Source organism: Kitasatospora sp. NBC_01302 (genome assembly GCF_035976515.1).
GTDB lineage: Bacteria > Actinomycetota > Actinomycetes > Streptomycetales > Streptomycetaceae > Kitasatospora.
On sequence record NZ_CP108404.1, the window covers coordinates 5788137 to 5808181 of the forward strand.

17 protein-coding genes are annotated in these 20045 nt (G+C 73.0%); 11 read left to right on the top strand and 6 right to left on the bottom strand.

The window, feature by feature from the left end:
- Positions 1 to 75: 75 nt before the first annotated feature.
- A complete protein-coding gene (locus OG294_RS25425; RefSeq protein WP_327068859.1) occupies positions 76 to 1551 on the top strand; it encodes a catalase in 1476 nt (491 codons plus the stop codon).
- Between the two features lie 78 nt (positions 1552 to 1629).
- Here the strand turns inward: OG294_RS25425 and hisN are convergent, their stop codons facing one another.
- Positions 1630 to 2427, bottom strand: a complete 798-nt coding sequence (gene hisN, locus OG294_RS25430; RefSeq protein WP_327068860.1) for a histidinol-phosphatase — start codon at positions 2425 to 2427, stop codon at positions 1630 to 1632.
- 316 nt (positions 2428 to 2743) lie between these two features.
- On the opposite strand from hisN, the gene OG294_RS25435 reads away from it, so the two are divergent.
- Positions 2744 to 4327 carry an IS1182 family transposase gene (locus OG294_RS25435; protein WP_327071662.1) on the top strand — a complete coding sequence of 528 codons (1584 nt, stop codon included), beginning with the start codon at positions 2744 to 2746 and terminating at the stop codon, positions 4325 to 4327.
- Between the two features lie 59 nt (positions 4328 to 4386).
- On the opposite strand, the gene OG294_RS25440 is transcribed toward OG294_RS25435, so the two are convergent.
- From OG294_RS25440 to OG294_RS25455, 4 genes are all read right to left on the bottom strand, one after another.
- Complete coding sequence (locus tag OG294_RS25440) at positions 4387 to 4710, bottom strand: DMT family transporter (protein ID WP_327068861.1); 324 nt, start codon at positions 4708 to 4710, stop codon at positions 4387 to 4389.
- Between the two features lie 83 nt (positions 4711 to 4793).
- On the bottom strand, positions 4794 to 5885 hold the full coding sequence (gene rsgA, locus OG294_RS25445) for a ribosome small subunit-dependent GTPase A (protein ID WP_327068862.1): 1092 nt from the start codon (positions 5883 to 5885) through the stop codon (positions 4794 to 4796).
- A gap of 17 nt (positions 5886 to 5902) precedes the next feature.
- Positions 5903 to 7234, bottom strand: a complete 1332-nt coding sequence (gene aroA, locus OG294_RS25450; RefSeq protein WP_327068863.1) for a 3-phosphoshikimate 1-carboxyvinyltransferase — start codon at positions 7232 to 7234, stop codon at positions 5903 to 5905.
- A 105-nt stretch (positions 7235 to 7339) separates the two neighbouring features.
- Positions 7340 to 8047 (bottom strand): M50 family metallopeptidase, encoded by a 708-nt coding sequence (locus OG294_RS25455; RefSeq protein WP_327068864.1) that lies wholly within the window; start codon positions 8045 to 8047, stop codon positions 7340 to 7342.
- Positions 8048 to 8262: 215 nt separating this feature from the next.
- On the opposite strand from OG294_RS25455, the gene OG294_RS25460 reads away from it, so the two are divergent.
- The 9 genes from OG294_RS25460 to OG294_RS25500 all read left to right on the top strand — a co-directional run bounded on the left by OG294_RS25460 (position 8263) and on the right by OG294_RS25500 (position 18956).
- Entirely contained in the window at positions 8263 to 9018 is a 756-nt protein-coding gene (locus OG294_RS25460; RefSeq protein WP_327068865.1) for an SOS response-associated peptidase, read from the top strand.
- Positions 9018 to 9680, top strand: a complete 663-nt coding sequence (locus tag OG294_RS25465; RefSeq protein ID WP_327068866.1) for an alpha/beta hydrolase family protein — start codon at positions 9018 to 9020, stop codon at positions 9678 to 9680. Before OG294_RS25460 ends, OG294_RS25465 begins: the two co-directional genes overlap by 1 nt.
- Before the next feature lie 557 nt (positions 9681 to 10237).
- Positions 10238 to 10888, top strand: coding sequence for a sigma-70 family RNA polymerase sigma factor (locus OG294_RS25470; protein ID WP_184942562.1), 651 nt, complete (start codon positions 10238 to 10240; stop codon positions 10886 to 10888).
- Positions 10885 to 11241 carry a mycothiol system anti-sigma-R factor gene (rsrA, locus tag OG294_RS25475; RefSeq protein WP_327068867.1) on the top strand — a complete coding sequence of 119 codons (357 nt, stop codon included), beginning with the start codon at positions 10885 to 10887 and terminating at the stop codon, positions 11239 to 11241. Before OG294_RS25470 ends, rsrA begins: the two co-directional genes overlap by 4 nt.
- Positions 11242 to 11573: 332 nt before the next feature.
- On the top strand, positions 11574 to 13022 hold the full coding sequence (locus tag OG294_RS25480) for an HD-GYP domain-containing protein (RefSeq protein WP_327068868.1): 1449 nt from the start codon (positions 11574 to 11576) through the stop codon (positions 13020 to 13022).
- On the top strand, positions 13019 to 14719 hold the full coding sequence (locus OG294_RS25485) for an HD-GYP domain-containing protein (protein ID WP_442789215.1): 1701 nt from the start codon (positions 13019 to 13021) through the stop codon (positions 14717 to 14719). Before OG294_RS25480 ends, OG294_RS25485 begins: the two co-directional genes overlap by 4 nt.
- 308 nt (positions 14720 to 15027) lie before the next feature.
- Entirely contained in the window at positions 15028 to 16017 is a 990-nt protein-coding gene (locus OG294_RS25490; protein WP_327068869.1) for a hypothetical protein, read from the top strand.
- A 52-nt stretch (positions 16018 to 16069) separates the two neighbouring features.
- Entirely contained in the window at positions 16070 to 16708 is a 639-nt protein-coding gene (gene def, locus OG294_RS25495; protein ID WP_327068870.1) for a peptide deformylase, read from the top strand.
- 259 nt (positions 16709 to 16967) lie between these two features.
- On the top strand, positions 16968 to 18956 hold the full coding sequence (locus tag OG294_RS25500) for a glycoside hydrolase domain-containing protein (RefSeq protein ID WP_327068871.1): 1989 nt from the start codon (positions 16968 to 16970) through the stop codon (positions 18954 to 18956).
- A 73-nt stretch (positions 18957 to 19029) separates the two neighbouring features.
- On the opposite strand, the gene OG294_RS25505 is transcribed toward OG294_RS25500, so the two are convergent.
- Positions 19030 to 20025 (bottom strand): ribonucleotide-diphosphate reductase subunit beta, encoded by a 996-nt coding sequence (locus OG294_RS25505; protein ID WP_327071664.1) that lies wholly within the window; start codon positions 20023 to 20025, stop codon positions 19030 to 19032.
- Positions 20026 to 20045: the final 20 nt, after the last annotated feature.

Sequence of the window (20045 nt, forward strand, 5' to 3'; positions counted from 1 at the left end):
TTAGGTCCAGTGTTGACTTAGACAAAGTCCAAGTTAGGATCAAGTCACACGACCGGACCACACGGAGGTGCTCCCATGACTGCCCAGGACGAGCTGCGGCCAACCCTGACCACTGAGGCCGGCGCGCCGGTGGCCGACAACCAGAACACGGCGAGCGCCGGCATCGGCGGACCGGCGCTGATCCAGGACCAGCTGCTGTTCGAGAAGCTCGCCCACTTCAACCGCGAGCGGATCCCGGAGCGCGTGGTGCACGCCCGCGGTGCGGCGGCCTACGGCACCTTCACGGTGACCGCCGACGTCACGCAGTACACCCGGGCGAAGTTCCTCTCCGAGGTCGGCAAGCAGACCGAGACCTTCCTGCGGTTCTCCACCGTGGCCGGCAACCTCGGCTCGGCCGACGCGGTGCGCGACCCGCGCGGTTTCGCGCTGAAGTTCTACACCGAGGACGGCAACTACGACCTCGTCGGCAACAACACCCCGGTGTTCTTCATCAAGGACGCCATCAAGTTCCCCGACTTCATCCACACCCAGAAGCGCGACCCGTACACCGGCTCGCAGGAGGCGGACAACGTCTGGGACTTCTGGGGCCTGTCGCCCGAGTCGACCCACCAGGTGACCTGGCTCTTCGGCGACCGCGGCATCCCGGCCAGCTACCGCCACCTCAACGGCTACGGCTCGCACACCTACCAGTGGCAGAACGAGGCCGGCGAGTACTTCTGGGTCAAGTACCACTTCAAGACCGACCAGGGGATCAAGAACCTGACGGCCGACGAGGCGGCGAAGCTCGCTGGCGAGGACCCGGACAGCCACCAGCGCGATCTGCGCGAGGCCATCGAGCGCGGTGAGTTCCCGAGCTGGACCGTGCAGGTGCAGATCATGCCGGCCGCCGACGCGGCGAACTACCGCTTCAACCCGTTCGACCTGACCAAGGTCTGGCCGCACGAGGACTACCCGCCGATCGAGATCGGCAAGCTGGAGCTCAACCGCAACCCCGACAACATCTTCGCCGAGGTCGAGCAGTCGATCTTCTCCCCGGCGCACTTCGTGCCCGGCATCGGCCCCTCCCCGGACAAGATGCTGCAGGGCCGGCTGTTCGCCTACGCGGACGCCCACCGCTACCGGGTCGGCATCAACGCCGACCACCTGCCGGTGAACCGCCCGCACGCCACCGAGGCGCTCAACAACAACCGCGACGGCCACCTCTACGACGGCCGCCACGGCCGCCGGAAGAACTACGAGCCGAACAGCTTCGGCGGCCCGGTCGAGACCGGCCGCCCGCTCTGGGCCGCCACCGAGGTCAGCGGCCTCACCGGCACCTCCGAGGCGCCCTCGCACAGCGAGGACACCGACTTCGTCCAGGCCGGCAACCTCTACCGGCTCTTCTCCGAGGACGAGAAGCAGCGCCTGATCGCCAACCTGGCCGGCTTCATAGCCAACGTCTCCGCCGACCGCGAGGACATCGTCGAGCGGGCGATCGGCAACTTCCGCCAGGCCGACGCCGACTACGGCCAGCGCCTGGAGGCCGCCGTCCGCGAGCTGCGCAAGCAGTGACCGGCGGCACCCCGTGAGCAGCGGGCCCCGACGGTCAGTTGACTGACCGTCGGGGCCCGCACCCAGGTGCGCGCCGCGTCACACGCTCAGCCGCTGCAGCATCTCCTCGTGCAGGATGCCGTTGGAGGCCACCGCGTCGGCGCCGCCCGGTCCGTCGATGCCGTCCAGGCCGGTGAACCGGCCGCCGGCCTCCTGCACCACGATGCACGGCGCGGCCATGTCCCACAGGCTCAGCTCCGGCTCGGCGGCGATGTCCACTGCGCCCTCGGCGAGCATCATGTACGACCAGAAGTCGCCGTACGCCCGGGTCCGCCAGCAGGCCCGGGTGAGGTCGAGGAACGGGTCGAGCCGGCCGCGCTCCTCCCAGCCGCTCAGCGAGGAGTAGGAGAGCGAGGCGTCCTCCAGCCGGGAGACGCCCGAGACCCGGATCCGCCCGGCGCTCGCCAGGCTGCGCCCCGCGTAGGCGCCCAGTCCCTTCGCCGCCCACCAGCGCCGGTGCAGCGCGGGCGCCGAGACGATGCCCACCACCGGGTGCTGCTCGCCGTCCGCGTCCTCCTCCAGCAGCGCGATCAGGGTGGCCCAGACCGGCACGCCGCGGATGTAGTTCTTCGTCCCGTCGATCGGGTCGATCACCCAGCGCCGCGGTCCCGAGCCGGCCAGCCCGAACTCCTCGCCCAGCACCGCGTCCCGCGGCCGGGCCCGCTGCAGCACGCTGCGGACCGCCTCCTCGGCGGCCTTGTCGGCGTCGCTGACGGGCGTCAGGTCGGGCTTGGTCTCGATCTTCAGGTCCAGTGCCCGGAAACGATCCAGGGTGACCGAGTCGGCCGAGTCGGCGAGGACATGGGCAAGGCGGAGATCATCGTGGTAGTCGGCCATGGGTCGAACAGTAGCGAGCCGCCCGGCGGATCGACAGTTCGGCTCGCGTGGCGGACCATCAGGAGGCTTCGGGCGGGCCTTAAGCCTGTCCGGCGGATCTTGTCGGATCAGCGCGCGGCGTTGGGGGCTCGGCTGGGCGTGCGCCCGAGTCGTCCTCGTACTGGGCCGTACTTGGGCGATTCGGGCGTGCGTCCAGGCGGGATTCCCGGCGTCGGGCGCCCGGCAAGATCCGCCGGACAGGCCCTAGGAGGCTCGTGAAGATCTTGGGTTCTGGCCTCGCCGCGCGAGCGGCGGGGCCAGACTGTTTCTTGTGGCGATGGGTGAGTGGTCCGGGGAGACGGTCGGGCCGGATGTCTGGGAGACGTGCCGGGGGTTGATCCCGGTGGGCAGCGTGTTCGCGTTCCTGGCCGAGCACCGTGGTGAGTTGTTCCCGGCGGTGATGTTCGCGGACATGTACCCGTCGGCGAACGGGCGGCCGAGCATGCCGCCGCAGATCCTGGCCGCGGCGATCGCGCTGCAGGCCCTGCACGGCCTGTCGGACTTCGAGACGGTCCAGGAACTGCGGTGCGACCTGCGGTGGAAGGCCGCGTGCGGACTGGGCCTGAACGACACCGCGTTCGACCCGTCGCTGCTGGCCTACTTCCGCCGCCGGCTGGCCCGCTCTCCCCGGCCCAACCGGATCTTCGAGGCCGTGCGGGAGGTCGTGCGGGCCACCGGTGTCCTCAAGGGCAAGCACCGGCGGGCGCTGGACTCCACCGTGCTGGACGACGCGGTGGCCACCCAGGACACCGTCACCCAGATCATCGCCTCCGTCCGGGCGGTGATCCGCGAAGTCCCCGGCGCGGATGCGGTCGCGGCCGTGCACTGCACCGCCCACGACTACACCGACCCGGGCAAACCCCGCATCGCGTGGAACGACGAGCAGGCCCGAGCCGACCTCGTCGACGCCCTGGTCGGCGACGCGCTGCGGCTGCTCGGGCACCTGCCCGAGCAACAGCTCGGCGAGAAGGCCGCGAACGCGGTCGGCCTGCTGGCCCTGGTCGCCGGGCAGGACGTCGAGCCCGCCGAGGACTCCGACGGACGCGACGGACGCTGGCGCATCACCCGGGGCACCGCCCACGACCGGATGGTCTCCACCGTCGACCCCGAGGCCCGGCACGTGCACAAGACCCGCACCCACCGGCAGGACGGCTTCAAGGCCCACCTCGCCATCGAGCCCGAGACAGGGTTATACACCGCGGTCGCCCTGCGGCCCGGCGCCGGAGCAGAACACCACGAGGCCGCCGTCGGACTCGACCTGCTCGCCGACGAGGACGCCCCGGTGGACGCCTTCGCAGACACCGCCTACTCCACCGGCGACGCCCGCCAGGCCCTGGAACAGCAAGGGCACCGACTGTTCCTCAAACCCGCCCCACTGCGGGCAGCCGTCCCCGGCGGCTTCACCCTCGACGACTTCACCATCGACACCACCGCCGCCACCGTGACCTGCCCCGCCGGACACACCGTCCCGCTCTCCGACCCCGGCGGCCGCCACCAGCAGCGCAAGGCCACCTTCGCCGGCCTGTGCACCGGGTGCCCCCTGCGCGAGCGGTGCACCAAGGCCAGGGCCGGACGCACCCTGACCATCCGCCCGCACCACGACCTCCTCACCGCCGCCCGCCGCCAGGCCGCCACCGACCCCGACTGGCAAGCCGACTACCGCCGCTGGCGACCACCCGTCGAACGCGCAGTCGCCTGGATCGTCCACCGGGGCAACCGCAGACTCCGCTACCGCGGCACCATCAAGAACGACACCTGGCTCCACACCCGAGCCGCCGCCCTCAACCTCCGCCGCCTGATCAACCTCGGACTCACCCACACCGGCAGCACCTGGCAACTCACCCCGGCAACCAACGCATAACCAGAGGGGCAGCCCGGCCTACGGCCGGACAGCCCCTCAACAAGATCTTCACGAGCCTCCTAGTGGCCGGAGCCGCTCAGTTGGAGGCCGACGACGCCGCAGATGACCAGGGAGATCGAGACCAGCTTCAGGACGGAGGAGGACTCGTTCATCCAGATCATTCCGTAGATCGCCGTGCCGGCCGCGCCGATGCCCGTCCAGACCGCGTAGGCGCTGCCGACCGGCAGGTGCTTCAGGGAGAGGGTCAGCAGGCCGAAGCTGCTCAGGGCGAAGAGGCCGAAGGCGATGGTGGGGACCAGCTTGGTGAAACCGTGGCTCAGCTTGAGGTTGATCGCGAAGCCGGTCTCCAGCAGGCCGGCCAGGACCACCATGAACCATGCCATCGGGTCGCCTCTCTGGTGGGCCGGGGCGTTGGGTGTGATCAACCTACTTTCTTATGATCACCGCTGATGGGTGATCCGACACATCAGTCGTCCTCCCGGGCATCCCTGGCGTCCCGGGCGGCCTCCTCCTCGCGGGGGTCGCGGGAGGCCAGCAGGCGGCGCAGCGAGTACAGCCGGGCCGGCTCGGCGTGGCCCTCGGCGACCCAGGCGTCCAGTGCGCAGTCCGGTTCGTCGTGGCTGCAGGCGCGCGGGCAGTCCACGGTGCCGGGCTCCAGGTCGGGGAAGGCGTGGATCACCCGGGACGGGTCGATGTGCGACAGGCCGAAGGAGCGGAAGCCCGGGGTGTCGATCACCCAGCCGGGATCCAGCGCCTTCTTCGAGCCCGGCTTGGCCCCGGGGGGCGGCGGCAGCCGCAGCGCCAGCGCCGAGACGGTGGTGTGCCGCCCGCGGCCGGTGACCGCGTTGACCCGGCCGGTGCTCCGCTGGTGCTCCGGGACCAGCGCGTTGACCAGGGTGGTCTTGCCGACGCCGGAGTGGCCGATGAAGACGGTGGAGAGCCCGCGCAGGTGCTCGCGCACCGCCTCGGCGCCGGCCGTCGCGAGCTCGTCGCGCCGGGTGACGACGTAGGAGATGCCCAGCGGCGCGTAGGTCTCCAGCAGCGGCTCGGCCGGGGCCAGGTCGGACTTGGTGAGCACCAGCAGCGGTTCCATGCCCGCGTCGTAGGCCGCCACCAGGCAGCGGTCGATCAGCCGGGGCCGCGGCTCGGGGTCGGCCAGCGCGCTGACGATGGCCAGCTGCTGGGCGTTGGCGACCACGATCCGCTCGTACGGGTCGTCGTCGTCGGCGGTGCGGCGCAGCACCGAGGTGCGCTCCTCGACGCGCACGATCCGGGCCAGCGTGTCCGGCTCGCCGGACAGGTCGCCGATCACGCTGACGATGTCGCCGACCACCACGCCCTTGCGGCCCAGCTCCCGGGACTTCATCGCGACCACCTCGCGCTCGCGCTTGGTGCCCGCCTCGACCAGGCAGGTCAGCCGGCCCCGGTCGACGGTCAGGATCATCGCCTCGTCGGCGTCCTCGTGCTTGGGGCGGATCCGGGTCCGTGGCCGGGAGCCCTTGCGGCCCGGGCGGTTGCGGATGTCGTCTTCGTCGGCGTCCTTGCCGTAGCGGCGCATGGTGCTGGTACTCCCGCTCAGTCCCTGGCCGCCACTGGATCGAGCAGTGCGGTCCACATCGCCGGGAAGTCCGGCAGTGTTTTGGCGGTGGTCGCCACGTTCTCCACCTGGACGCCGGGGACGGCCAGGCCCAGCACCGCCGCGGCGGTGGCCAGGCGGTGGTCCTCGTAGGTGTGGAAGACACCACCGTGCAGCGGGCGCGGGCGGATCCGCAGGCCGTCCTCGGTCTCCGAGACGTCGCCGCCCAGGTCGTTGATCTCCTTGGCCAGCGCGGCCAGCCGGTCCGTCTCGTGCAGGCGCAGGTGGGCGATGCCGGACAGGTGCGACTCGGAGTCGGCCAGCGCGGCCACGGCGGCGATCACCGGGGTCAGCTCGCCCACGTCGTGCAGGTCGGCGTCGATGCCGTGGATCACGCCGGTGCCGCTGAACTCCAGGCCCTCGTCGGTGAAGCGGCAGCTGCCGCCCATCCGGGTGTAGATCTCGCGCAACTGGTCGCCGGGCTGGGTGGTGTGCCTGGGCCAGTCCCGGACCGTCACCCGGCCGCCGGTCACCAGCGCGGCGGCGAAGAACGGCGCGGCGTTGGACAGGTCGGGCTCGACCACCAGGTCGCGGCCGAGCAGGGCGCCGGGGGTGACCCGCCAGACGTCCTTCTCGCCGCCGTCCTCCGGCGCGTCGACCTGGACGCCGGCCAGCCGCAGCATGTCGACCGTCATCCGGATGTGCGGCAGCGAGGGGACCGGGCCGCCGATGTTGCGGATCTCCACGCCCTGGTTGTAGCGGGCGCCGGAGAGCAGCAGCGCGCTGACGAACTGGGAGGAGGACGAGGCGTCCAGCTCGACCGTGCCGCCGTCCAGCGCGCCGGTGCCGTGCACGGTGAGCGGGAAGCCGCCGCGCCCGCCGTCCTCGATCCGGGCGCCGAGGGCGCGCAGCGAGTCGATCACGCCGTGCTGCGGGCGCTCGTAGGAGCGCGGGTCGCCGTCGAAGTGGACCGGACCGTCGGCGAGCACGGCCAGCGGGGGCAGGAAGCGCATCACGGTGCCGGCGTTGCCGACGTCCACCTGGGCCGGGCCGCTGAGCCGGCCCGCCGGGATGATCCGCCAGGCCTCGCCGCCGCCGGTGCCACCGGAGGAGTTGTTGACCAGCTCCTCGATGCCGACCCCGAGGGCCCGCAGGCCGTCCGCCATCAGCTGGGAGTCCCGGCTGCGCAGCGGGCGCCGCACCCAGCTGGGCTCACCGGCCAGCGCCGCCAGGATCAGCGCCCGGTTGGTGACGGACTTGGAGCCGGGGATGGTCACGGTCGCGTCGACAGCGGTGGTCGCGACGGGGGCGGGCCACAGGGTCTCGGTCATGCGGCCAGTTTAGGGGGACCCCTTGTCCGGGCTCCGCAGATATCCCGCCCTGTGGACAACCCGGCCCCTGTGGAGAACTCTCCCGGTCGGCCACCGGGACGCCGGTCAGGCCAGCAGCTGGCTGCCGCCCGCCACCAGGCAGGCCAGCGCCACCACCAGGAAGAGCGTCACCCAGAGCAGCGCGCTCACCCCGGTCAGCCGGGCCAGCTGGTCGGCGTCCGAGTCGCGGGCCCCGCCGAGGCGGCGCTTGCGCTGCAGCTCGACCACCGGGCGCACCCCGGCCAGCAGCAGGAACCAGATCCCCAGGTAGGCGAAGCCGGCCTGGAGCTGGGCGCTGCCGTACCAGGAGACGGCGAAGAAGGCGCCGCCGGTGAGCACCACCGAGAGCAGGCCGAAGGCGTTCCTGATCATCACCAGCATCGCGGCGAGCAGCACGATCGAGATCCACAGCAGCGCCGTGATCCGCCCGGCGGCCAGCAGCGCGGCCCCGCCCAGGCCGAGCAGCGAGGGCGCCGTGTAGCCGGCCGCGGCGGTCAGGATCATGCCGGGCCCGGTCGGCCGCCCGGAGGAGACGGTCAGGCCCGAGGTGTCCGAGTGCAGCCGGATGCTGTCCAGCCGGCGCCCGGTCAGCAGCGCGATCAGGCCGTGCCCGCCCTCGTGCGCGATGGTCACCACGTTGCGGCTCACCCGCCAGAGCGGGTGCGGCAGGATCGCCAGCAGGGCGACCGCCGCGCAGCCGAGGACCAGCCAGCGCGGCGGGTCGGGCTGGGTGCCCAGAACCCGCTGCCAGACCCCGCTGATGCTCTGGTTCATGATCGTTCCTGCCGTGCCGGGAGTGCCTGCTGTTCGAGGGAGGCCAGCAGCCTCCCATGCCAGGACCGCCGGGCGGTAGCCACCGGTTCCCGGCCACGGGTGAGAAGGCGCCGGGACGATGGGAAGGCGCCGGTGCGGGCGGCGCCCGGGGGCGGTGGGGGCGGCTGTGGCGGAACGGCCGCGGGCGGCCCGGTGGGCATGGCAGGCTGGCGGGTATGTGTGGTCGATTCGCGGCGAGTGCCAGGCCGGAGGACATCGTCGAGCTGTTCGGCGTCAGCCAGTGGGACGCGGCCGAGACGATCGCGCCCAGCTGGAACGTGGCCCCCACCGACCCGGTGCTCGTGGTGCTGGAACGGGTGCCCAAGGGCGGCACGGCGCCGGTGCGCCAGCTGCGACAGCTGCGCTGGGGCCTGGTCCCGGCCTGGTCGAGGTCGCCGGAGACCGCGGTGAAGATGATCAACGCGCGGGCCGACACCGTGCACGAGAAGCCCTCCTACCGGCAGGCCTTCGCCTCCCGCCGCTGCCTGCTGCCGGTGGACGGCTACTACGAGTGGCAGACCGTCGAGAGCGCCTCCGGCAAGGGCAGGCCGCGCAAGCAGCCGTTCTTCGTCAGCCGGGCGGACGGCGCGCCGCTGGCGCTGGCCGGGCTCTACGAGTTCTGGCGCGACCGCTCCCACCCCGCCGACCACCCGGCCGGGTGGCTGGTGACCTGCACCATCGTGACCACCGAGGCCGAACCGCTGCTGGCGCCGGTGCACGAGCGGATGCCGCTCTTCCTGCAGCCGGAGAGCTTCGCCGACTGGCTGGACCCGGGTCTGGACGACCCCGAGCGGGCCCGTTCGCTGCTGGTCGCGCCACGGCCGGGGCTGCTCAGCCTGACGCCGGTCTCCGCGGCCGTCGGCAGTATCCGCAACAACCACCCGGGGCTGACCGCGCAGGCCACCCCGGAGACCGAGGGAGCGCTGTTCTGATGGGCGAGCCGTCGACAACCCTGGTGGCCACGCCGGCCGGCGAGGCCAGGATCAGCTGGCACCGGGCCGCCGGGCGCCCCCGGGCTGTGCTCGGCCTCGGGCACGGGGCGGGTGGCGGCATCGAGGCGGCGGACCTGGTGGCGCTGGCCGCCGTGCTGCCCGGCCACGGGATCACCGTGGCGCTGGTCGAGCAGCCCTGGCGGGTGGCCGGCAAGAAGGTGGCGCCGGCCCCGAAGACGCTGGACACCGGCTGGCTGCCGGTGGCCGAGCGGCTGGCCGCCGAGGGCGTGCCGCTGGTGGTGGGCGGGCGCAGCGCGGGCGCCCGGGTGGCCTGCCGCACCGGCGCGGCCAGCGGGGCGGTGGCAGTGCTGGCGCTGGCCTTCCCGCTGCATCCGCCCGGCAAGCCGGAGCGCTCGCGGGTGGCGGAGCTGCTCGGCAGCGGGCTGCCGACGCTGGTGGTGCAGGGGGAGCGGGACAGCTTCGGGGTCCCTGCTGAGTTTCCGGCGGTTCCGGCGCTCGCGGCCGGGCAGCGCGTGGTGCCGGTGCCCTACGCCAACCACGGCTTCGCGTTGCCCAAGTCGGCGCCGCTGGGGCAGGAGGCGGCGCTGGAGCAGCTCACCGGGGCGGTCGCGGACTGGCTGGCGGAGCTGCCGCTCGGCTGAGCGGGCGCGGGCCGGACAGGCCCTGGCCGCCCGCTGGCGGCGGCGGTCGTTCTGTGCAGGGCCGGGAATGCCCGGGCGGGGAGGCGGGTTAACCCCTCTGTCAGTAGTGCCCCAGGCGAAAGGCAGCGCACATGGGTCCGATCGCGTGCCCCGAGCGACCCGATGAGGCGAGCGCGCAGAGCGCCTTCCTCCCGTGGTCCGACTGGATTGTCGCGGGCGAGAAGCCCGTGAGCCCGATATCCTCCCTTCCGGGTCGGCTCGCGGTGGGTCGGTCCCGATTCAGCGAGGAGGTGGGTCCGGTCGTCGCGACCGAGGACGAGCCGAACGTGGGCCTGGGCGGGCACGACCCCGCTGCCGGGTCCGACTTCGCGGCCGAGTCGCACGCTGCCGACTCCGTGGTCGAGCCCGACGCTGCCGATGACGCGGCGGAGCCGCTCTCTGCTGCCCACGCGGCGGAGCCGCTCTCTGCTGCCCACGCGGCGGAGCCGCTCTCTGCTGCCCACGCGGCGGAGCCGCTCTCTGCTGCCCACGCGGCGGAGCCGCTGACTGGCGAGGAGCTGGCCGAGGCGATCGGTGAGGACACCTTCCGGGTGTCCGCCGAGGAGAGTGAGCAGGCCCGCCGCGAGCGCTTCGAGCGCGACGCGCTGGGCTACCTGGACCCGATGTACTCGGCCGCGCTGCGGATGACCCGCAACCCGGCCGATGCCGAGGATCTGCTGCAGGAGGCCTTCGCCAAGGCCTACGCCTCCTTCCACCAGTTCCGCGAGGGCACCAACCTCAAGGCCTGGCTCTACCGCATCCTGACCAACACCTTCATCAACTCGTACCGCAAGAAGCAGCGGGAGCCCCAGCGCACCGCCGCCGAGGAGATCGAGGACTGGCAGCTGGCCCGGGCCGAGTCGCACATGTCGACCGGTCTGCGTTCGGCCGAGACCCAGGCGCTCGACCACCTGCCGGACAGTGACGTGAAGGACGCCCTGCAGGCGATCCCCGAGGAGTTCCGCATCGCGGTCTACCTCGCGGACGTCGAGGGCTTTGCATACAAGGAGATCGCCGACATCATGGGCACCCCCATCGGTACGGTGATGTCCCGGCTGCACCGAGGCCGCCGCCAACTGCGGGGCATGTTGGAGGACTACGCCCGCGAGCGCGGGCTGGTCCCGGCCGGCAGCGGGGCTGGGCGCGAGGCGAAAGGCACGGGCTCATGAGCTGCGGAGGTCCGCACAACACGGACTGCGGCGAGGTGCTTGACCACCTCTACGAGTTCCTTGACAACGAGATGGCCGAAGGCGACTGCGCCAAGCTGCGCGAGCACTTCGAGGAGTGCTCGCCCTGCCTGGAGAAGTACGGCCTGGAGCAGGCCATCAAGGCCTTGATCAAGCGCTCTTGCGGATGCGACGACACCCCGTCGGACCTGCGGAGCAAGGTCCTGGCGCGGATCGACAGCATCCGGGCCGGCCAGCGCAGCGGCGAGCCCGTGGTGGAGGTGGCTCCGGACGCCCCCGCCCACGGGGAGGCCGGGCTACTGGCGGCCGGTCAGGCCGCGACGCCCGCCGAGTAGGCCGTGATCGCCGAGTAGGCCGTTCGGTCCCCTGGGGCCCGGGAGTGCGCGCACTCCCGGGCCCCAGTCGTTCCCGTGGGCGGCCCTGTTCGCGTTTCGGCAGTGTGACGTGGCGTCAGTTTCGCTACTCACTCGATCGGGTGAGTGTGGGCCGTGCTGACGCGGGTATCGCGCGCTGACGCGTTCAGCCGCCGCGGTGGAGACCTATCCTCCTCAGACGAGGCCGTCGGCGAGCTGGGGAGGCTGAGATCGCTGTCGATCGCGGGGGCCGCACGCTCCCTGGACAGACGCCGACGCGGCTTTCCGCGGCGGCCGGTGGATACGTCCTGCTGGTGCTCCTGGCCGCCGCCGCGGCGCTGCTGCCCCTGCTGCCGGGCGTCGCCGCCGGCATCGGGCTGCCCGCCCGGCTGGACGGGCCGGTCGACTGGCCCAAGGTCGCGCTGCTCGCCTTCCTGCACGCCTGCTGGGAGTCGCTGGCCCAGGGGCTGCCCACGCCCTGCCTGCGGCTGGCCCGGCGGGTGCGCGCCTGGGCCGCACGCCTGCTGGGCCGCGGCACCAGGCCCCGGGCGAGCGTCAACGAGCCGGTGCGGCCGAGTGCCAACACCTTCCTGCCGGTGCTCTTCGCCGGAGTGCTGATGCTGCCGCCGGCCGCCGCGGCGCTGGTCGCCCTGCCCGCCACGCTGACCGGCGCGGCGGCCGCCCCCCGGTTGCTGCGCCGGGCCTGGAACGCGGCGCAGTTCGCGCTCGCGGCCTGGCCGGCCGCCGCGCTGTTCCGGCTGCTGAACGGTCCGCGGCTGCTGCTCGGCTCGCGCTACCCGGACGCGCTGCTGCCCGCGCTCGCCGCCGTCCTGGTCTTCTGCCTGGTCAACGGGGTGCTGGTGGCCGGCATCCGGTTGCTGGCCGAGCACTGCTCGATGGCCGAGCTGCGCCGCGGGGCGCTGAGCGTGCTGGGCCCGCCCGCCTTCCTGCACGCGCTCGGCGGGCTGATGGTGGCGGTGCTCTGGCAGGGCCCGTACGGGGCGTTCGCCGCGCTGCTCGCGCTGCTGCCGCTCTCCATCTCGGCCTGGGTCTTCGCCCAGGGCCACCGGGAGCGGGCCGCCCACCGGGCCACCGTGGAGGCGCTGGTGCAGGCCGTGGAGATCAAGGACTCCTACACCCGCGGCCACAGCGAACGGGTCGGCCGTGCCTCGGTGCTGATCGCCGGTCAGCTCGGCATGGCGGGGGAGCGGCTGCGCACCCTGCACTTCGCCGGCACCCTGCACGACGTGGGCAAACTCGGGGTGGCCACCGAACTGCTGCGCAGAAACGGGCCCCTGGACGAGGCCGAGCGCCGGGCGGTGGAGGTGCATCCCGAGTACGGCCACGACCTGGTGCGCGGGATCGAGTTCCTCGGCGAGGCGCACGCCGGGATCCTGCACCACCACGAGCGGATGGACGGGCGCGGCTACCCGCACGGGCTGGCCGGCGAGCGGATCCCCGAGTTCGCCCGGATCATCGCGGTGGCCGACGCCTTCGACTCGATGACCTCCACCCGCTCCTACCGGCGCGGTCGCCCGGTGCCGGAGGCGGTGGCCGAACTGCGCCGGTGCGCGGGCAGCCAGTTCGACCCGGTGATGGTGGAGGCGCTGGTCACGGCGGTGGACCGGTGCGGCTGGCAGCCGGTGCTGCCGTCGGCCGAGCAGACCGACGCGGCGGTGCCGGACATCCCGCTCGGGGTGCCGGAGCCCGTCTCCCGGCCGGCCGCCCGGGGTGTGCGGTCCCCGAGCCGGGGCGCGCGGTGACGCCGGCGCCCGGCCGCCCCGCGCGGCAGCTCGGCGGGCCGGCAAGGGTGCTCGGCGGTCCGGTGCGCGGCGGGGTGAACGGCGCCTCGCTGGTGCGGGCGGCGGCGCTGCTGCTCTTCGCCGGCTCGCTGGCCGCGCTGCTCGCCCACGGGCTGACCCAGCCCCCGGTGGCGCTGGCCTTCGGGGTGCTGATCGCGATCGGCGAGGCGGTCCGGGTGGGCTCGCCCGGCGGGCGGGCGCAGGCCCCGCTGGGCGCCGCGATCGGGCTGGCCTACGCGCTGCTCGGGCCGCTGCGCGGGCTGCCCACCGGGCACGGGGTGCTCCAGGTGGTGGCGGTGGCGGGGCTGGGCCTGGCCACCGGGGCGCTGGTCCGCACCCTGGTGCTCGGGTGCGGCCGGCTGCGGGGCACCGAGCGCTCGCGGGTGATGGCCTCGGTGCCGCGGCCCAGGTCGCGGACGGCCGGAGCGCCCGGCCCGGGGCGCATCACGGTGCGCGGCGCGGTACGCGGCCCGGGCGGCGATGCCGGGCGCGCAACGGCGCGCGAGACGGTGTGCGGCGCTGAGCACCGGTCCGGGCACCGCCGGCCCGGGCGTCGCGGGTTCACGCGGCCCCCGGGCCCGGCCCGCCGGCCGCTCCCGCTGCCCTGGCGCACCCGCCGGCTCGACCGCTCGACCGCCCGGACGCCGGGCCGCCCGGTCCTGCCGGCGGTGCGGCGCTACCGGGCGCACGGGTGGCCGTACGGCCCCCGGGTGGTGGCCCGGTGCGACGGTGCGGCGCGTCGGCTGCTCGCGGTGGCCTTCGCGGCCACCCTCTTCCAGCCGCTCTACAACAGCGGCGCCCTGGACCGGGTGCCGCTGGCCGGTCCGGCCTACGGCGTGTTCCTGGTGCTGGTGGCGGCGCTGGCCGGGCTGGCGGACGCGGTGCTCGCGGCCTGCCAGCACCGCTGCGGCGGGCGGTTCGGCGCGGCGCTGGAGGAGGAGCTGCGCACGCTGCCGGGCATCGGCTCGGCGATCGCGGCCACCGGGATGCTGATCAGCCTGGCGGCCGGCGAGGTCGGGCTGTGGGCGCTGCCGGTCTTCTGCCTGCCGCTGCTGCTGGCCCAGGCTTCGCTGCGGCGCGCGGCTGCCGTCCGGGCCACCTACGGGCAGACCATCGCCACCCTGGCCCGCGCCACCGAGGTGGCCGGGTACACCGCGCCGGGGCACGCGCGCCGGGTCGCGGACACCGCGTGCGCGCTCGGCCGGGAGCTCGGCCTGAGCACCCACGACCTCGCCCTGCTGGAGTACGCCGCGCTGATGCACGACATCGGTCAGCTCTCGCTGGTCGAGCCGGTGCGCGGGGGCGCCACGGCGACCCTCCCCGAGCCGGAGCAGCAGCGGATCGCCCGGCTGGGCAGCGAGGTGATCCGCTGCACCGGTGTGCCCGGACCGGTCGCCGAGCAGGTGGCCAGGCTGGCCGACCCGCTGCTTGGCCCGGACGGGCGTACCGACCGGAGCCTGCCGCTGGCCGCCCGGATCATCCGGGTCGCCAACGCCCACGAGGACCTGACCGGGCCCGCCGGTGGTGGCGAGGCGGCGCTGGCGGTGCTGCGCGCGGGACAGGGGCGGCTCTACGACCCGGTGGTGGTCGCGGCGCTGGAGCGGGTGCGCGCCGTCGGCTCCGGCCCGTGCACGGTGGGCCGGGCCGAGAGCGGGTGACTCAGCGTGACCTGACGCGTGGGGAGCGCACCCTGCCGCCGCCGTGGTTGGATGCGGTCGTAGCGTGGAACACCCGAGCAGGGGCCGTCGGCTCCTCGGCTCCGGCCACCGTGGCGAAGGCGCCGGCGGCAGCGGGACCGGGTGGCACGGCCGGACCGGGCGGGCGTGGCGGGAGCGGGTGCCACAACCCCGCCGGGGCGCTCGGCCCGGGGCGGTCCCGCCGAGGCAGGCGGGCCGACCGGACCGGCTCGGGCGGCCAGGCTCCCGGCAGGACTCAGCAGCACCGAGCGGACAGGCGGCAGGGCAACGTGAAGATCTTCCACCGGGCACGGCATCGGCCGTCCGCCACCTGGCGGCAGACGACCGACCGGGCCTTCACGCTGATCGGCGACGGGCGCTACGAGGACGCCGGCGCGCTGCTGGTGATGGCGGCCGACCTGGAGCCCTGGCTCTCCGACTCCTGGTTCAACCTCGCCCTGCTGCACAAGTTCCGCCGGGACTGGGAGCAGGCCAGGGTGGCCGGCCTGCGCGCCGTCGCACTGCTGGACCGCGACCACGGGGCTCCCGACTGGTGGAACCTGGGCATCACCGCCACCGCGCTGCAGGACTGGCCGCTGGCCCGCCGCGCCTGGCAGGCGTACGGCCTGCGGCTGCCCGGCGGTGGCGGCGCTGCGCCGGACGCCCCGGTCCGCCTCGACCTGGGCACCACCCCGGTGCGGCTGTCGCCGGAGGGCGAGAGCGAGGTGGTCTGGGGCCGCCGGCTGGACCCGGCCCGGGTGGAGGTGCTCTCCATCCCGCTGCCCTCCTCCGGCCGCCGCTGGGGCGAGGTGGTGCTGCACGACGGCGCGCCGCACGGCGAGCGGGTCGCGGGCGGCGCCGCCTACCCCGTCTTCGACGAGATCGAGCTGTGGGCGCCCTCGCCGGTGCCGACCTACGTGGTGCTGCTGCAGGCCGCCACCGAGGCCGACCGGGACGCGCTGGAGCGCCTGGTGGCCGAGGCGGGCTACGCGGCCGAGGACTGGACCTCCTCGGTGCGGCTGCTCTGCAGAGCCTGCTCGGAGAGCCGGATGGTCACCGACGACGGCCGCACCGTGCACCACGACCCGCACGACGACGGGGACGCGGCGCACCCGGGCCACCTCAGCCACCTGAGCCAGGGCAGCGGCGGGATGGCCTGGCTGACCGAGCGCGAGTGCGGCATCGCGGCACCGGCGGGGCTGGTGCGGCTGCTGCTGGACCGCTGGGTGGCCGCCTCTCCGACCACCCGGGCCTACCGCGACGTCGAAGAGGTCTGCTGACGCCCTACTCTGGGTGTGATCTCAGCAGCCCAGAGGAGCGGAAGAAACAGCGATGGCGGAGCAGCACGAGCACACGCACGACCACGACCACGAGGCCGAGTCGGCCGAGCAGGCCCCGGTCAAGGTGATCGGCGAGGAGCCCGATCTGTCCAAGGGCACCGCGCGCCCCATCACGGTGGTCGGCAACCCGGTGCTGCATCGTGAGTGCAAGATCGTGACGGCCTTCGACGCGGAGCTGTCCGCGCTGATCGACGACATGTTCGTGTCGATGTACGCGGCCGCGGGCGTGGGCCTGGCGGCCAATCAGATCGGCGTGGACGCCAAGGTCTTCGTCTACGACTGCCCGGACGACAACAACGTGCGGCACATCGGGCACATCATCAACCCGGTGCTGGAGGACCTCCCGGTCGACCGGCGGACCCTGGACGACGGCAACGAGGGCTGCCTGTCGGTGCCCACCGCCTACGCCGAGCTGGCCCGCCCCGACTACGCGGCGGTGACCGGGCAGGACAAGGACGGCAACCCGATCCGGGTCGAGGGCACCGGCTTCTTCGCCCGTTGCCTGCAGCACGAGACCGACCACCTGAACGGCTACCTCTACATCGACCGCCTCTCCAAGCGCGACCGCAAGGACGCGCTGCGACAGATGGCCGACGGCACCCCGAGCTACGCGACGGTCCCCAACAGCTGACCCTGCGTCACCTGGCAAGGACACCACGGCGGCCCCGCTTCGGCGGGGCCGCCGTCGTGCTGCCGCCAGGCCTGTCGGCGTGTCGGCCGGGGGATGCCGCCGATCGGAGAATGTCGTGGGTTTGTCACAGCCGGGGCGCAAGGGGAACCGGTGAAGGCTGTGCATATTATCTTTCGGGTCGCGCTTGAATGATCAAGATCGCGGACGAACTGAAGGGGTGGGAACCACCGTTATGCCAAAGAGCTCGGCTTCACGCCGTTTGGCCGGCAGTACCGCCGTCATTCTTCTTGCCACCGCAGGACTCGCCGCCGCCGTCCCCGGGGCCCAGGCCGCGGACGCCGCGGGCTCCCGGACCGTGGACTACCAGGGCTATCAGCTCCAGGTGCCGAGCACCTGGCAGGTCGTGGACCTGGCGCAGAACCCGAACGCCTGCGTCAGATTCGACCAGAACACCGTCTACCTGGGCAGTCCCGGGGCCGACGAGAACTGCCCGGCGCACATCAGCTCCGCCCTGACCGAGGCCCTGGTGATCCAGCCGACGCCGACCCCGGTGGCCGGTCAGCCGGCCGCGCCTGTGGTCGAGCCCGGCGCCGCGCTGCCCGCCTCCGTGCTCAAGGCCGGTGCGTCCAGCCACCAGCTGCGGGCCCAGCTGCGCGGCACCGGGCTGCAGGTGACGGCCAGTTACGGGAACAGCCCGCAGCAGGTGGACACCATCCTGGCCGGCGCGAAGGTGACCGGGAGCGCCAACAAGCCGGCCGCCGGCGCACCGCGCTCGCTGATGGCCACGCCGCGGGCGAACGCGAACGCCTCGGGCACGGTGGCGCCGCAGACCAACGGCTCCGGGAACGGCTTCGACGCCTGCACCGCGCCCTCGGCCGCCCAGATGAACGCCTGGTACGGCACCTACAACGCGGTCGGCATCTACATCGGGGGCCGGCGCGCCTGCGCCCAGCCGAACCTGACGGCCGGCTGGGTCAGCGACCGGGCGGCCGGTGGCTGGACCTTCCTGCCGATCTACGTCGGTGCCGACGCCTCCACGATCGCCACCGACCCCGGCACCGCCCGCTCGCAGGGCGCCGCCGCCGCCACCGACGCGGTCACCCAGGCGCAGTCGCTGGGCTTCACCTCGGGCTCGGTGCTCTACAACGACATGGAGAGCTACGACTCCGCGACGTACAAGAGCCAGGTGCTCAACTACCTCAGCGGGTGGACCGACGCGATCCACGCGGCCAACTACCGCTCCGGCGTCTACGCCAGCGCCAACAGCGGGGTCGCCGACCTGTCGAGCGTCTACAACACCTCCGGGTACTCGATGCCCGACGTGCTGTGGTCGGCGTCCTGGGGCACGGCCGGGGACACCACCAGCGCCGCGATGGGGCTGACCGCCGCCAGCGCGGGCTACTGGCCGGGCGGCCGGCGGGTCCACCAGTACTCCGGTGACGTCAACGTGAGTTACGGCGGGTACTCGGGGGGCGTCGACCTGGACAACGTCAACGTCAACTCGGAGGCCTCGGGCAACGTCATGCAGCCCGGGCAGCAGCTCGACCCCGGCAACAGCATCACCAGCACCAGCATGAAGATCGTCATGCAGACCGACGGCAACCTGGCCGCCTACGCCGTGTTCGGCGGCAACCAGGGACCGCTCATGTGGAGCAGCGGCACCAGTGGCAACCCGGGTGCCTACGCGCTGATGCAGGCCGACGGCAACCTCGTCGTCTACCGGCCCAACGGAACGGCGGCCTGGTCCAGCGGCACCTACACCGCCGGCGCCGGCTCCTACGCGATGATCCAGGCCGACGGCAACTTCGTCGTCTACCGCGCCGGTGGCAGCCCCACCACGGGCGGCGCGGCCTGGGCCAGCGGCACCAACTCGATCGGCTCCACCTTCACCGGCGGCAACTGGCTCACCGCGGGCCACTGGACCGCGGGCACGCTGACCAGCCTCGTGATGCAGCCGGACGGCAACCTGGTGATCTACCGCAACAGTGACGGCAGGGCGCTGTGGTCCACCAGCAGCTGGGGCAACGCCAACGCCTTCATGATCATGCAGACCGACGGCAACCTCGTCCTCTACCGCGCCGGCGGCGGCCCGTCCACCGGCGGCGCCCTGTGGGCCAGCAACACCTACACCGCAGGCTCCTACGCGACGCTGCAGAACGACGGCAACTTCGTCGTCTACCGTCCGGGCGGCGGCCCCACCACGGGTGGCTCGGCCTGGTCCAGCGGGACGTACATGGCCGCCTCCTGAGGCGGCGGCAGGAGAACGCGAACGCCCCCGGTCGGCCGCTGCCGACCGGGGGCGTTCGTGGTGCCGGGACGACCTAGAAGTCGTCGTCGAAGGCGACCGACCCCTCGACCGCCACCTGGTACGCGGAGACCCGGCGCTCGAAGAAGTTGGTCAGCTCCTGCACGTTCTGCAGCTCCATGAAGCCGAACGGGTTGGTCGAGCCGTAGCGGATCGGCATCCCGAGGCGGGCCAGCCGCTGGTCCGCGACGGCCTGCAGGTACTCGCGCATGGAGGTGGTGTTCATCCCCGGCAGGCCGTCGCCGCAGAGGTCCTGGGCGAACTGGAGCTCGGCCTCGACGGCCTCCTCCAGCATCTCGGTGACCTGCTTGGCCATCTCGTCGTCGAAGAGGTCGGGCTCCTCCTCGCGGACCGTGTCCACCACCGAGAAGGCGAAGTCCATGTGCATGGACTCGTCGCGGAAGACCCAGTTGGTGCCGGTGGCCAGGCCGTGCAGCAGGCCGCGGCTGCGGAACCAGTACACGTAGGCGAAGGCGCCGTAGAAGAACAGCCCCTCGACGCAGGCCGCGAAGCAGATCAGGTTGAGCAGGAAGGCCCGGCGGTCCGCCTTGGTCTGCAGCGAGTCGATGTGGTCGACCGCGTTCATGTACTTGAAGCAGAACTGGGCCTTCTGGTGGATGGAGGGGATGTTCTCCACCGCGGCGAAGGCCGCGTTGCGGTCCTCGGGGTCGGGCAGGTAGGTGTCGAGCAGCGTCAGGTAGAACTGGACGTGCACGGCCTCCTCGAAGAGCTGCCGGGACAGGTAGAGCCGCGCCTCGGGCGAGTTGATGTGCTTGTAGAGGCTCAGCACCACGTTGTTGGCGACGATCGAGTCACCGGTGGCGAAGAAGGCGACCAGACGGCCGATCATGTGCCGCTCGCCCTCGCTCAGCTTGGCGAGGTCGGCGACGTCGGAGTGCAGGTCCACCTCCTCGACGGTCCAGGTGTTCTTGATCGCGTCGCGGTACCGGTCGTAGAACGACGGGTAGCGCATCGGACGCAGGGTCAGCTCGAAGCCGGGGTCGAGCAGCATCTTGTCGCGCGCGGGGGTGG

What these genes read in the sequence shown, in the direction of transcription:
- OG294_RS25425 (WP_327068859.1), top strand. Translation starts at nt 76, where the DNA reads ATGACTGCCCAGGACGAGCTGCGGCCAACCCTGACCACTGAGGCCGGC.
- hisN (WP_327068860.1), bottom strand. Translation starts at nt 2,427, where the DNA reads ATGGCCGACTACCACGATGATCTCCGCCTTGCCCATGTCCTCGCCGAC.
- OG294_RS25435 (WP_327071662.1), top strand. Translation starts at nt 2,744, where the DNA reads ATGGGTGAGTGGTCCGGGGAGACGGTCGGGCCGGATGTCTGGGAGACG.
- OG294_RS25440 (WP_327068861.1), bottom strand. Translation starts at nt 4,710, where the DNA reads ATGGCATGGTTCATGGTGGTCCTGGCCGGCCTGCTGGAGACCGGCTTC.
- rsgA (WP_327068862.1), bottom strand. Translation starts at nt 5,885, where the DNA reads ATGCGCCGCTACGGCAAGGACGCCGACGAAGACGACATCCGCAACCGC.
- aroA (WP_327068863.1), bottom strand. Translation starts at nt 7,234, where the DNA reads ATGACCGAGACCCTGTGGCCCGCCCCCGTCGCGACCACCGCTGTCGAC.
- OG294_RS25455 (WP_327068864.1), bottom strand. Translation starts at nt 8,047, where the DNA reads ATGAACCAGAGCATCAGCGGGGTCTGGCAGCGGGTTCTGGGCACCCAG.
- OG294_RS25460 (WP_327068865.1), top strand. Translation starts at nt 8,263, where the DNA reads ATGTGTGGTCGATTCGCGGCGAGTGCCAGGCCGGAGGACATCGTCGAG.
- OG294_RS25465 (WP_327068866.1), top strand. Translation starts at nt 9,018, where the DNA reads ATGGGCGAGCCGTCGACAACCCTGGTGGCCACGCCGGCCGGCGAGGCC.
- rsrA (WP_327068867.1), top strand. Translation starts at nt 10,885, where the DNA reads ATGAGCTGCGGAGGTCCGCACAACACGGACTGCGGCGAGGTGCTTGAC.
- def (WP_327068870.1), top strand. Translation starts at nt 16,070, where the DNA reads ATGGCGGAGCAGCACGAGCACACGCACGACCACGACCACGAGGCCGAG.
- OG294_RS25505 (WP_327071664.1), bottom strand. Translation starts at nt 20,025, where the DNA reads ATGCTGCTCGACCCCGGCTTCGAGCTGACCCTGCGTCCGATGCGCTAC.